Annotated in this window: 9 protein-coding genes; 5 read left to right on the top strand and 4 right to left on the bottom strand. The window is 74.1% G+C overall.

The genetic code is table 11. The features are described 5' to 3' along the window. Positions 1–3 precede the first annotated feature (3 nt). The 4 genes from ACFYM6_RS21080 to ACFYM6_RS21065 form a co-directional block, all read right to left on the bottom strand. Positions 4–858, bottom strand: a complete 855-nt coding sequence (locus ACFYM6_RS21080) for a carbohydrate ABC transporter permease (RefSeq protein ID WP_387277843.1) — start codon at positions 856–858, stop codon at positions 4–6. Between the two features lie 204 nt (positions 859–1,062). Further along, on the bottom strand, positions 1,063–1,923 hold the full coding sequence (locus tag ACFYM6_RS21075) for a CapA family protein (protein ID WP_387277842.1): 861 nt from the start codon (positions 1,921–1,923) through the stop codon (positions 1,063–1,065). Then, the gene (locus ACFYM6_RS21070) at positions 1,924–2,709 is read right to left on the bottom strand and encodes an SDR family NAD(P)-dependent oxidoreductase (RefSeq protein WP_387277840.1); all 786 of its coding nucleotides are present in this window, start codon (positions 2,707–2,709) and stop codon (positions 1,924–1,926) included. A gap of 2 nt (positions 2,710–2,711) precedes the next feature. Beyond that, positions 2,712–3,443 carry a DUF4386 domain-containing protein gene (locus ACFYM6_RS21065; protein ID WP_387277838.1) on the bottom strand — a complete coding sequence of 244 codons (732 nt, stop codon included), beginning with the start codon at positions 3,441–3,443 and terminating at the stop codon, positions 2,712–2,714. 71 nt (positions 3,444–3,514) lie between these two features. Between ACFYM6_RS21065 and ACFYM6_RS21060 the strand changes: the two genes are divergently transcribed. The 5 genes from ACFYM6_RS21060 to ACFYM6_RS21040 all read left to right on the top strand — a co-directional run bounded on the left by ACFYM6_RS21060 (position 3,515) and on the right by ACFYM6_RS21040 (position 12,582). Next, entirely contained in the window at positions 3,515–4,012 is a 498-nt protein-coding gene (locus ACFYM6_RS21060) for a MarR family winged helix-turn-helix transcriptional regulator (protein ID WP_387277836.1), read from the top strand. Between the two features lie 157 nt (positions 4,013–4,169). Then, positions 4,170–5,738 (top strand): TIGR02677 family protein, encoded by a 1,569-nt coding sequence (locus ACFYM6_RS21055; protein WP_387277835.1) that lies wholly within the window; start codon positions 4,170–4,172, stop codon positions 5,736–5,738. Next, on the top strand, positions 5,735–7,096 hold the full coding sequence (locus ACFYM6_RS21050; protein ID WP_387277833.1) for a TIGR02678 family protein: 1,362 nt from the start codon (positions 5,735–5,737) through the stop codon (positions 7,094–7,096). Before ACFYM6_RS21055 ends, ACFYM6_RS21050 begins: the two co-directional genes overlap by 4 nt. Positions 7,097–7,111: 15 nt before the next feature. Further along, positions 7,112–11,254, top strand: coding sequence for a TIGR02680 family protein (locus ACFYM6_RS21045; RefSeq protein WP_387277831.1), 4,143 nt, complete (start codon positions 7,112–7,114; stop codon positions 11,252–11,254). After that, positions 11,251–12,582: a TIGR02679 domain-containing protein gene (locus ACFYM6_RS21040; protein WP_387277829.1), complete on the top strand. Its 1,332-nt coding sequence runs from the start codon at positions 11,251–11,253 to the stop codon at positions 12,580–12,582. The genes ACFYM6_RS21045 and ACFYM6_RS21040 overlap by 4 nt, the downstream gene beginning before the upstream one ends. The last annotated feature ends 217 nt before the right edge of the window (positions 12,583–12,799 follow it).

The following is a 12,799-nucleotide window of genomic DNA, read 5'->3' as shown; positions in this document are numbered from 1 at the left end:
CAGTCATCGGCGACCTCCAGATCTCAATGCCGTCAACGGGTTGTCGTTCAACAGGATCCGTTGGGCCAGCAGGAACACCGCCGCGCACGGCACGGTCGCGATCACGCAGCCAGCCATCAACAGCGGCCAGTCGGTGGGATTCAGCAGACGCAGGAACTGCAAACCCAACGGATAGGTGTAGCGGTCACCGTTGTGCAGGTACAGCAGCGGGTCGATGAAGTTCGACCAGTGGAAGGTGAAGGCGAGGACCGCCACCGCCATGGTCGCCGGACGTACCTGGGGCAGGGCCACCCGGCGCCAGACTGTCAGCCACCCGGCGCCTTCCAGCCGAGCCGCCGCCAGCTGGGTATCCGGTATGCCGCCGAAACTCCAGGCATACAGCAGCACAAGAAACGGGCTGCCGGCGAGCACCGCCGGGGCCAGCAGCGGGACATAGGTGTCGACCACGCCGGCCAGCCGGAACAGTTCGAAGCGGGTCGCCCACACCCCGGTAACCGGCACGAGAAGTACCACCAGCAGACCGAAAACCACCCTCCGCCGGGCTGCCGGCGTGAGCAACCGGAGACCGAAGCCGGTCAGCGAGGCCACGAGGACGGTCAACGGCACGGCAAGCGCGACGACCAGCGCCGAGTTCGCCAGGTAGGTGAACAGGGGTATCAGCCTGGGCAGCCGAGCATAGGCGGCCAACGTCGGCTCGGGCGGAAACAGTTCGAGCGTGCGCGGCGGGGGCAGGCCGGCCGGTCGCAGTGAGCCAACCACCATCAACCACAGCGGAGCGGCGAACAGCGTCGCGAACAGAGCCGGCACGACAAAACGCCCGATCACGCGAGTCCCCGCGACCCAGGACCGCTTGTCCACAAACGCACACCCGCCTCTCTTGCCAGCGGTCACACAGGTGCGCGTCCTCGCCTGCCGGCTGACCGCCGCCGATGGCCACCGCCCCGGCCTCTCGGCGCCGGTCGGAAGCTACCAGGCGGCTGTGCCAAACCTACGAATTGGCGGCTCGTCGATCATCGGGCAGCTGTTGAAGAACTACAGCGGCAGATCCTACGCCTGTCGCGCTTACGCCGGCCGGCGTTGCCTGCTCCGCGCCGACCACGACGGCCCTGCTCCCGGTGTCCGCGTCGCTGACCTGCCGCCCGGAGCACGGCCGCCACCCAATGGGGCGGGGCTCGCGGCGAGTCCGGTGCAGGCGCGCAGGTCGGCGTACTCCCGGCGGATCCGGGCCGCGTCCTCCCCGCTGGCGAGTTCGGGTCGACCGGTGCGTCGGGAGATCGCCGCGGGCACCAGTTCTGTCTTCGAGATCGCCGCATTGTCCAGGGTCACCCGCAGCACCCCCGTGTCGTTGCTGTACGCGTCGTCACGCCACCACAGGAAGTTGCCGAGTCCGTACTGGACGAAGGTCTTGCCGAGCCACCCGTCGCCGAGCAGTAGGTGGGCGTGGGTGCCGATCACCATCGTGGCACCCGCCTCGGCCATCTCGGCAGCGAACTCGCGTGCCTCGGCAGGCGGACATGCCTCGCCCTCGGTGCCCCAGTGGACGTAGACGACGACCACGCTGGCCTGGCGTCGGGCAGCGCGCACCGCCGCAACGGCGCGCGGCAGGTCGCGGGTCATCGCGATGCCGGCCCGGGTGTCGGTGGCTCTCCACTCCGACCACAGCTCGTCGACCTGGCTGAAGCCGAGGACAGCGATCCTGGTGCCGCGTATCTCGGTGATCCACGGTGCGTACGCCGCCGCCGCGTCGGCGCCCGCCCCGACCGCGGGCATCCCGACGGCCCTGGCTGCGTCCACGGTGTCGGCCAGTCCCGTCCGCCCGTAGTCCAGCGCGTGGTTGTTGGCGATCGACACGACGTCGATGCCGGCGGCCTTCACCGTGTCATACGCGCTTGTCGACCACTGAGTCCTCAAGGCATCAACCATCTAGGTGATGATCCGGCCGCCACTGATGTCGAGGGTCACGCCGGTGATCCATGACGCCTGGTCGGAGAGCAGGAACGCGGCGGCCGCGGCGACGTCGTCCGGCTGGCCGATGCGCCCCAGCGGGAAGGAGTTGGTCAACTGCGCACGCTGCGCGTCGGTCATGGTGGTGGCCATCTTCTCGTTGAGCACGGCGGAGGGCGCCAGGCAGTTGACCCGGATGCCGCGCGGGCCCATCTCGGCCGCCAGGTGCTTGGACAGCATCACCACGCCGGCCTTCGCGGCAGCGTAGGCGGCCGCCGCCTGGCCGGGCTGGCGGCCCGCGGACGAGGACATCGTGACGATGGCTCCGCCGCCCCGCTCGACCATCCCGGGCAGGACGGCGCGGACGGTGAGGAACGTCGAGGTGAGGTCACCCTCAATCACCCGGCGCCACTCGTCCGGTTCGACCTGTTCGGTCGGGCGGGGACGGCCGTTCCCGCCGGCGAAGGCGGCCAGCAGCTCGACCGGACCGAACTGCTCGCTCAGCTGCGCGTACGCCCGTGCTAGTTCGTCGGCGTCGGTGGTGTCCGCTGGGGCGGGAGCCGCTGTGCCTCCGTCAGCCCGGATTTGGGCCACGACGGTGTCGATCGCCGCTCGGTCACGGCCGCCGACGCCGACCAGCGCCCCGTGTGAGGCGAGTCGGCGGGCGGTGGCGGCGCCGATGCCCCGGGAGCCGCCGGTGACCATGGCGACCTTGCCGGCCAGGCCGGCGAGGGGGTCCGCCGTGGGGATCGCTGAGGGGCGCATCGTCACTGCCTCTCGACGGCGTCGCTGGGGGCTGCGGTCGGCCGCCTGGTGAGGGTCAGGGCGATGGCGAGCACCCACACCAGGCCGCCGAACCGGCCGACCGGAAGGAGCGGATCGAGCGCGGGGATCGCGGCGGTGAGGGCGGCCACCTCGCACACGCCCGCGATCACCAGGCCGAACCAGCCGACCCAGCGTGGGACCAGCCGTCCGGCGAGCGCGGGCACCGAGATCCCGGCCAGCAGCAGGCCGGAGAAGACCACGAAACCCGGACCGCCCGTGGCGAAGGCCAGCGCGTTGAGCGCGCGGATCGCGACGGGGCTGTCGGCCACGTGTGCCTGGGTCAACGCGAGGGTGGCCAGCCCGGACATGGCGAGCAGCGCGGCCGCGACCGTGCCGCCGACCAGGGCGATCAGCCGACCCGGCACGTCCAGCCCGGCGGCCCGCACCCGGTGCGACGCGATGGCGGTGAACACCACGAACGGCACGGCCGAGGCCAGCAGGAAGAACGCAGACAGGTGCGCCGCGCCGACATGGTGGGTGTAGAAGTCGATCAGGTCGGCGTCCGAGGAGTAGGGCGCCACCCCCGCCACGGCCGATGGCATGACGATGCCGGCGAGGGCCAGCACGACGTACGCGATCGCTGGCGGCAGCAGCGGCGCGCCGCCCAGATGCCGGGTCTGCGGCCGGGTGTGCTCGAGCGTATCCGGGTTCTGACCTGTCGGACGCTTGGTCATGTCAGCTTCCTCCGTTGATATCAGACACGAATGATTCGCTTCATGAACGATTCTCCCGGTACGCTATCTCCATGTCCCCCAGCACTGCAACCCAGGACGGCGAAGCGACGCGCCCGGGCCGGCGACGCGGCGGGGCCGCGTTCCTGCTGGCCCAGGTGGGCGCCCACGCCAGCAGCCGGTTCGCCGAACGGATCGCCGACCTCGGCCTGACCCCACCGCAGGCCGGGCTGATCCGCGCGATCGCCGCCGCCCCGGCCAGCAGCCAGCAGCAGTTGGCCACCCAGTTGGGGCTGCTGCCGAGCCGCGTGGTTGCCTTCGTTGACGACCTGGAATCACGCGGCCTCCTCCGCCGCGAACGCAGCAGCGTCGACCGCCGGCAGTACGCCCTGCACCTCACCCAGGACGGGGAGGCCCTGATGCGCCGACTCCAGCACGTTGCCCGGACCCACGAGCGCGACCTGTGCCAGGCCCTCGACGAGGCCGAACACGCGCAGCTTGTCGCCCTGCTCGGTCGCATCGCCGACCAGCAGGGGCTCACCGCTGGCGTCCACCCCGGCTACGCCCGCTAATGCAGAGCGTCGGCGAAGTAGGGTCCGGCAAAGCGGATGTTTCGCCAGCCGTTACGACCACCCCAGCGGCGACACGTGCCGGTCGCGCATCGGTGGTCTCCGAGGGCGTGGGTAGGCTGGCCCGGCCGCCCGGAGAACGCCGCCCGTAAGGACGAGGATGACCGCCAAGCCGTCGAGGCACACGTTCGGCCTGGACGAGTTCGGTCTGGACGACCGCATGCGCCTGTTCGGCTACGTCACCGCCGAGAACCGGTTCGCTTACCTCTGGCTGCTGCGCGCCTTCGAGACGGCACGCTCCAGCTACCACGTGATGCTGCCCACCGCCGACGTGGCCGCGGCGATGGAGGCGCTGCACCAGACCAACCCGGAGTGCCCGGATCCGGCCGATCTCGAGCTGCCGCGCCTGCTCGACGCGCTCGTGGACTGGAGGGTGCTCGACCGGGGCCAGGACGGCACCCGCGCGACGACCCTCGCCGAATACCGCAACCGGCACTCGGTCTACCAGTTCACCGAGGCCGGCTACCGGGCCTACCGGGCGGTGGAGACCGTGCTCACCGCGACCATGGACGACACCACCCTGTCCCGGCTGGTCTTCGCGGACCTGCTGGCCGACCTGACCGCGCTCGCCGCCGCCAACGAGGCGGGCGACGCGGAGGAGGTCTACCGCAAGCTCAACCGCCTCGACCGGGCGCTGGCCGACATCGCCGAGCGGGCCGCCCGCTTCTACCACATGCTCGGCGACCTGAGCCGCACCAACGACGTGAGTCCGGAGGTGTTCCTCGCCCACAAGGACGCCCTGCTGGCCCACCTGCGGGACTTCCACGACGAGCTGCAGCGCTACACGCCACGGCTGCGGGCGGCGGTGCACGAGGTGGAGGCGACCGGCCTGGACCGGCTCATCGAGGCGGCGGCCGAGGCCGACGAGCGGCTCTTCCACACACCGATGGAGCGGCTGGAGGATTGGCGGCGCCGCTGGCGCGGGCTGCGGTCGTGGCTGGCGCCGCCCGGGCCCGATGAGGCCAGCGAGGCCGACCGGCTCGCCGACGCCACCATCGGTGCGATCGGTGACGTGCTCGCACTGCTGCGCCGGGTGACCGAGGCCCGGCGCGGCGGGGTGAGCCGCGAGTCCCAGTTGCGCCACCTGGCCGCCTGGTTCACCCGGGCCGGATCCCAGGAGGCCGCGCACGCGCTCTTCGACGTCGTGTTCGGCCTGGGCGGGCCGCGGCACGCGGCGGTGGCCCACCCGGACCCGGAGGCGATCCCGACCCGCCTGTCGTGGTGGGAAGCGCCGGCGGTCGAGCTGTCACGCACCCTGGTGGCCACCGGCCGCGCACCCGGTACCGGTCGGGGCCGGCCGGCGCGGGTCGACCGCGGCGAGGACCGCCGGCACCGGCTGCGCGCGGACCAGCTCGCCCGGGAGCGCCAACTCGCCGACGCGGCGGCCGTGCTGGCGGAGGAGGGGCTCGACGGGCACCGGCTCGACGAGGCGCAGACCGGGGTGCTGCTGCGGCTGCTCGACATCGCCCTCGCCGCCCGGACCGGCGGCGCCGCGCGGGCGCCGCTGGCCGCGGCCGCGCACGGCGTCCGGCTCACCCTCACCCCGACGCCGGGCCGGTTCACCACCGTCGTCACCGCCGCCGGCCGGCTCCACCTCGACGGGTACGCGCTGACCGTGACCGCCGCGACCCACACCGCGGTCCGCCGCCCGGAGCTGGTCCCGGCATGAGCGAACCGACCCGGCACCGCTTCGCCGCCGACGTCAACGACTTGGAACTGGCCGACTACCAGCGGGCCGTCCGGCTGGTGCTGCGCCACCCGCTGATCACGGCGACCTGGCCCGACGAGCGGGCGCTGCCGCGGGTACGGCGGTTCGCCGCGACCCTGCGGCGGGACCTGTCCGAGGCGTTCGGCTACCGGCTGGAGCTGCACGGCGGCACGGCCCGGCTGATCCGGGCGAAGGACCGGCTGGACCCCACCCAGCCGGCGACGTCGCGCACCGGCCGCCCGTTCGACCGCCAGCGGTACGCGTACCTGGCCTTGTGCCTGGCGGTGCTGGGCCGCGCCGGCATCCAGATCACCCTCAGCGAGCTGGCCGACTCGGTGGCCGCCGACGCGAACCGCATCACCGGGCTGGGGCTGGATCCGGACCAGGGCGCGGACCGGCGGGCGTTCGTGGACGCCGTCGGCTGGCTGGAGGAGCGGGGCGCGCTGCGGGTGGCAGACGGGTCCAGCGCCGCCTGGGCCAGCGACCCCGGCGCGGGCGAGGCGCTGTACGACGTCGCACGGGACGTGGTGTTCGCGCTGTTCCGGCCGACGCGGGTGCTGCAGCACGTCGAGTCGGTGACGGCGCTGCTGGACCGGTCGGCGGCCCATAGCGGCAACGCCGAGCGGCGGCACGCCGCCCAGCTCGCCCGGCGGGCGCTGGTGGAGTCCCCGGTGGTCTACCTCGCCGACGTCGACCCGGCGATCGCCAACCACCTGCGCGGCGCGCCGCTCGTCGCCGACCTGGCCCGGCTGACCGGGCTGCGGCTGGAACGGCGCGCCGAGGGCGTGCTGCTGGTCGACACCGCCGGTTTCACCACCGAGCGGTTCCCGGGCACCGGCTCCGTGGCGCAGGCCGCGGTACTGCTCGCCGTGGAGATGGCCGACCGGGCCCTCGACCCGGACGGCCGCCGCGTCCGCCGGCTCGCCCCGCCCGACCCGCAGGCCGGGCACCGCGCGCTGGCCGACCAGCTCGATTCCGGCCTGCCCACCGCCACGCTGGTGCTGCTCGACGACGCCGGGCCACCACCGCCACCCGGCGACGAACCGGACGACGCGGCCGGCGAGAGCCGCCTGCCGTTCATCACCGACAGCTTCCTGCGGGACGCGGTCGCAGAGATCCTGCGCCGGTACAGGTCCGCGTTCGGCGCCCAGTGGCACGCCGACCCGGAGCGGCTGCGCAGCGAGGCGGTGGCGTTGCTGGACCGGTTCGGCGCGGTCACCCGGGTGCCGGGCGGCGTCCTGGTCCGGCCACTGGTGGGTCGCTACCGCCACACCGTCGCCACCCTGCGGCCGCGGCCCGCCGCCGACACCCTCTTCTGACCTGGGAAAGCTGCTGTGATCGAACAACGCGCCGTCCGCCGCTTCGCGCCCACCCGGGCCGGGATCATCAACCTGTGGGACTACCGCGACGAGGAGTTCCTCTTCGTCGACGGGTGGCTGGTGCTACGCGGGCCGAACGGCTCCGGCAAGACCAAGGCGCTGGAGGTCCTCTTCCCGTTCGTGCTCGACGGCCGGATCGAGCCGCGCCGGCTCAACCCGTTCGCCAGCGAGGACCGCACCATGAAGTCGAACCTGCTCTACCGCGGGCAGGACGTGGCCCACGCGTACGTGTGGATGGAGTTCGGCAACGGCGACTCGTACGTGACGGTCGGCATCGGGCTGCGCGCCCACCGGCACGTCGACCGCGTGACCCGCTGGCACTTCGTCACCGACGGCCGGATCGGCGTGGACTTCTCCCTGCTGGACGCCGACGACCGGCCGCTGACCCGGCGCGACCTGATCGACCAGCTCGGCGCCGACGCGGTGCGGGACTCCCCGGAGGAGTACCGGCAGCTCGTCGACGCCCGGCTGTTCGGCCTCGGCCCGGCCCGCTACGAGCAACTGCTCGACCTGGTGCTGACGCTGCGCAAGCCGCAGCTGGCCAAGGACCTCAACCCGGTCGAGCTGTCCCGCACCCTGCAGCGCGGGCTGCGCCCGATCGAGGACCACCTGCTCGTGGAGGCGGCCCGCTCGTTCGACGACATGGAAGCCGTCGCCCGTACGCTCGAAGGGCTGGCCGCCGCGGACGGTGCCACCGCCGCCTTCCTCGCGATCTACTCCACCTACCTGCGCACCCACGCCCGCGCCGCGGCCGACCTGCTGACCGCGCGCCGCACCGCGGTCACCGACCGGTCCGCGGCACTCGGAGAGGCGCGCCGGGAAGCCGCGGCGGCGGCCGAGGCGGAGAACGAATCCACCGGGTGCCTACGGGCGGTGGAGGGCGAGCCGGGCCGGCTGCGCGCACACCTGGACAGCCTGAAGAGCTCGGCGGCCTACCAGTCCCACGAGCAACTCGCCGACCTGGAACGGCACGTGCACGACCTGGCCGAGGCAGCCGAGCGCGCCCGCCGGTCCGTCGCCGTCGAGCAGGACGCCGCCGGGCGGCGGCGGGGCGAGTGGGAACGGGCCGTCCTGGCGACCCGGGACGCGCGGGCCGGCGCGGAACGTCTCGCCGGCGAGCTGCTGCTCGACGCCGAGACCGCCGGGATTACCTGGACCGCCGCCGACGGCGGCCCGGAGGGACTGGCCGCGCGGCTCGCCGCCCGGGCCGGAGCCCGCCGCGACGACGTGCACGCCGTGCGCGAGCAGGCGGCCCGGCACGCCCAGGCCGAACGCGACCACGCCCGGGCGGCCGCCGACGCGGCCCGCACGGCCGACGCGCTCACCGCGGCCGAGCAGGCCGAGCAGCGCACTGAGCTCGCCCTGACAGACGCTCGCGGGCAGGTGCGCGCCAACGTCGACCGGTGGGCGCAGGACAACGACGGCCTGCTGCCCGAACTCCATCGGCCGGACCTGCCGGCCCTGCTGGCCGCCGCCGTCGACGCCGCCGGCGAGCCCGGCGCGCCGACCCCCCGCGAGGTGTACACGGACGCCACCGCCCCGGCCGTCGCGCAGCACCGCGACCGGCTCGCCAAGCTGACCGCGCACCGCGCGGCACTGGCCGGCCGCGGTGCCGAGCTGGCAGCGGAACGGGACCGGATCGCCGCCGAGCACGACGACGCGCCACCGGCCCCGGTGACCCGTCCCGCCCCGCGCGCCGGCCGGCCCGGCGCACCACTGTGGCGGCTGGTCCGCTTCGCCGACGACGTGCCCGACGCCACCGCCGCGGCCATCGAGGCGGCCCTGCACGCGGCCGGCCTCCTGGACGCCTGGCTGCACCCCGACCCCGGCCTCGCGGCGGACGCGATGGCCGGCGAGGATCTCGACGGCTACCTGCTGCCCCTGCCGCCGCAGCGGCATCCCTCCGGCGCGACCCTCGCCGACGTGCTGCTCGCCGAGGAACAGGACGAGGTGCCCGCCGCACGGATCCGCGATCTGCTGGCCTCAGTGGCGTTGGCCGACGTGGTCGACCCGCAGGACGCAGCGGCGGTCACCGTCGGCGTCGACGGCCGGTACGCCCAGGGCGTCGGCGCCGGCCGGTTCGCCAAGGCCCGCTGCGAGTACATCGGCGCGACCGCCCGGGCGGCCCGGCGCGCCGCCCGGCTCGCCGACTGCGACCGGCAGCGCGCCGCGCTCGACGCCCAGCTGCGCACCGTCGACGAGGAACGGTCGGCGATCGAGCGGCTGCTCGCCGCCGTGGCAGCCGCCGCCGGGCAGCTGCCGCCACTTACCGCAATCCACACCGCGCTGCGGGAGGTGGAGCGTGCGGCGGTCACGCTGCGCAACCGGCAGGAGTCCGCAGCCGCGACGAACGCCCGCCTGGACCAGGCCCTGGCCGAACGGGCCGCGGCCACCGCCGCGCTGCACCGGCTCAGCGCGGAGCGGTCCCTCCCGCTGGACCGCCTGGAGGCCACCGCCGACGCCGTCGACCGGTTCGAGAAGCGGGGTGTACGCCTGGAAGGCGCACACCCGGCCGCCACGCGCGCCGCCGAGCAGGAGGCGCAGGCGCAGCAGCGCCACGACGAGACCGTCGACCGGCTCGCCGCCGCCGAGGACGCGGCACGCGCGGCAGCCGAGCGGCACCGGGAGAAGGCCGAGGCGTACCGGACGCTGCGGGCCAGCGTCGGCGCCGAGGCGGGACGGGTGCTGGCCGACGTGGCGCGCACCGCTGACGAGATCATCGAGGCGGAGACCGCCGTCGAGCGGGCCCGTGCCGACCTGAGCGCCGCCCAGCAGCGGCGGGCCGCCGCGGTCACCCGGGTGGAGCTGAGCGAGCAGGCCGTCGCCGCCGCGGTCGCCGAGGCGCACCACGACGCGTTGCGGCTACGCCCGTACGCCCGACCGGACCTGCTGGGGCTGCTGCGCTGCCCGACGGACCTGCGGTGGCCGGCCCGGGCGGCGGACGACGCCCCCGGCGCCGACCTGGATCCGCAGGTGGCCGCCTTGCATGAGGCGATCCTCGCCGCCACCAGGGAGCTCAGCCCGACCGAGACCTCGCTGAAGCAGAGCTCCACCCGGCTCACCACCGCGCTGACCGAACTGCAGGCGCAGCTGCCAGCGGCCGGGCTGGACCAGCGGCCCGAGTGGGACACCGACGACGGGGTCATCATCGTCCGGGTCGCCGACGAGCAGGGACTCACCCCGGTGGCGCACTTCGCCGACCGGATCGCCCGCGAGCGACGCGACCAGGAACAGCTGCTCACCGACGCCGAGCAGCGGGTGCTGGAGGACGCGCTGCTCGGCCAGCTCGCCCGGCAAATCCATCACCGCACCATCGAGGCTCGCGACCTGGTCGAGGCGATGGACACCCAGATGCGGGCCCGCCGGATGTCCTCCGGGCTGACCGTCGGCGTCGGCTGGCGGCTCGCCGACGACCTCGACGCCGACCAACGGGAGGTGTGCAAGCTGTTGGAACGCGACCCGGCCCGGCTGGGGCCGACGCAGCTCACCACCATCCGGCGGCACTTCGCCGCCCGGATCAAGGCGGCTCGAGCGACGCACCCCGAGCGGCCCTACCGGGAGCTGCTGGGTGAGGTGCTCGACTACCGGCAGTGGCGCACGTTCGCCTTCACCCTGCACAGACCGGGTGGCGGCACCGAGGCCCTGACCCGCGCCCGGCACAGCCAGCTCTCCGGCGGCGAACAGTCCGTGTCGCTGCACCTGCCGCTGTTCGCCGCCGCGAACGCCCTGTTCGGCTCGGCCCGGCCGGACGCGCCCCGCCTCCTCGGCTTGGACGAGGCGTTCGCGGGTGTGGACGACACCGGCCGGGGCGAGCTGATGGCGCTGGCGAAACAGTTCGACCTGGACCTGTTCATGACCGGATACGACCTGTGGGCCACCCACCCGGCGGTCCGCGGCGCGGCCCACTACGACCTGTCACACTCCACGGTCGAGCACACGGTCTCCACCCTGCTGCTGGTGTGGGACGGCTCGGTCAACGTCGCCGACTTCGACGGGACGCTGACCCGTGCGCTCGGCTCGCCAGAGACCCGCCGCGCGCCGGGCACCGCCGATCCGATCGACCCGTCCGAACTCGTCCTCGACCTCGCCGACGAATGAGCGCGCGCCCACGGCCGCCGGCCGGCCACGCCGATCCGGCTGGCCAGCCGGCCACCCAGGCCGGCCTCGCTTCCGGCCCGCCCGGGCAGACCGACTCCGGCTGGCGGCGGCTACCCGACGACCCGGGCTGGCGGCGGCTGCTGACCGCCGCCCGGCGCAGCCTCGAGCGCACCGGCGGACGGCTCGATGTCGCCGTGACCCTGACATCCCCCACCGACGACGAACGACTGGTGATCATCGGGATCAGCGGTGCCCACCGGTCCGCCGGGTCGGCGAGGCTCAGCGTGCGCCTCAGCGACGTGGACGACCACCTCCGCGCGGTCCACGGGGTAGGCCTGCGCGACTTGCTCTCCGCGGCCGTCCCCCTGCGCAACCGGCCCGCCGAGGCGGAGCACGAGGCCAGGGCTCGGGCTGCCCTGCTCACCGTCGCCCGGGCCAGCCGGCACGCCACCACCGGCTGGTACGGCGACTGGCTCGACGCCCTGCGCCGCGACGGCACTCTCACCCGCGCCGTCCGAGCCGGCCTGCCGTTCGGTGACGTGCTGCGCGTACTCGACGCCTTGCCCGCACCGGACGAGCCCATTCCGGTCTTTGCCGACCGGGTGCTCGACGACACGAAGGCCCTGGCCGAGGGCCCGCTGCGGGGGCTCGTGCTGCGGGCCCTCGCCGCCTGGCAGCAGATGCCGGTTCCCACCGGCGGCGAGCCCGAGCGGGCCTTGTGGGAATCCGTCGGACTGGTCCCCGACGACCTCGCCAGTCAGGTGCTGGTGCTCAACGTGCCCGCCATCGGCGGCCTGCTCGGACGGTGGCTGACCGAGACCGCGGATGCGGGGGTGCCGGTGCGGGTCACCCTGCACCAGCTTCGCCTCGCCCCGCTCACGCTGACCTGCGACGAGATCTTCGTCTGCGAGAACCCGGCTGTGCTCCGGACAGCCACCGCCGCGCTCGGCGCGCAGGCGCCACCGCTGATCTGCACCGAGGGCGTGCCCTCGGTGGCGGTGCACACCCTGCTGCGCGCGGCCCGCGGCGCCGTGATCCGATGGCGCAACGACCTGGACTGGACCGGCGTACGACTGACCGCTGCGGCGCTCGCGCGTTACCCGATGGCGGTTCCGTGGCGGATGACCACGACCGAGTACGAGACCGCCGCGGTGTCGGGTCCAGCCCTGGTCGGCGCCCCCGCCCCGACGCCCTGGGACCCGGACTTGGTCGACGCGATGCGCCGTGCCGGGCGTGCGGTGATGGAGGAGCGGCTGATCGACCTCCTGTTGAACGATCTGCGCGAAGCGGGGCGGCCCCGACCGCCCGGTTCAGCAGTGCCCGCCTGAACGCCGGCCTCGTCCCCGTCGACCGCGGCCGCCCGGGTCACCGCCGGCTCGCCGTCCGGTGCTGGACGTGATCTACCGCTGGTGGCGGGCAGTGCTGCCACAGACCGACCACCGCTGTCTGACGTGACCCGTTGGCCTGGATGGACACCCGCCGTCGGCCGCGGTGCTGTCGATCGGCCCACCTTGGGTACGGCGCGGGAGACGATCGCGGTGGACT

The sequence above is a fragment of the Micromonospora sp. NPDC006431 genome, from assembly GCF_042870725.1.
GTDB lineage: Bacteria > Actinomycetota > Actinomycetes > Mycobacteriales > Micromonosporaceae > Micromonospora.
Note: the sequence above shows the minus strand (reverse complement) of the source record. Positions and strands in the feature narration are given on the sequence as shown.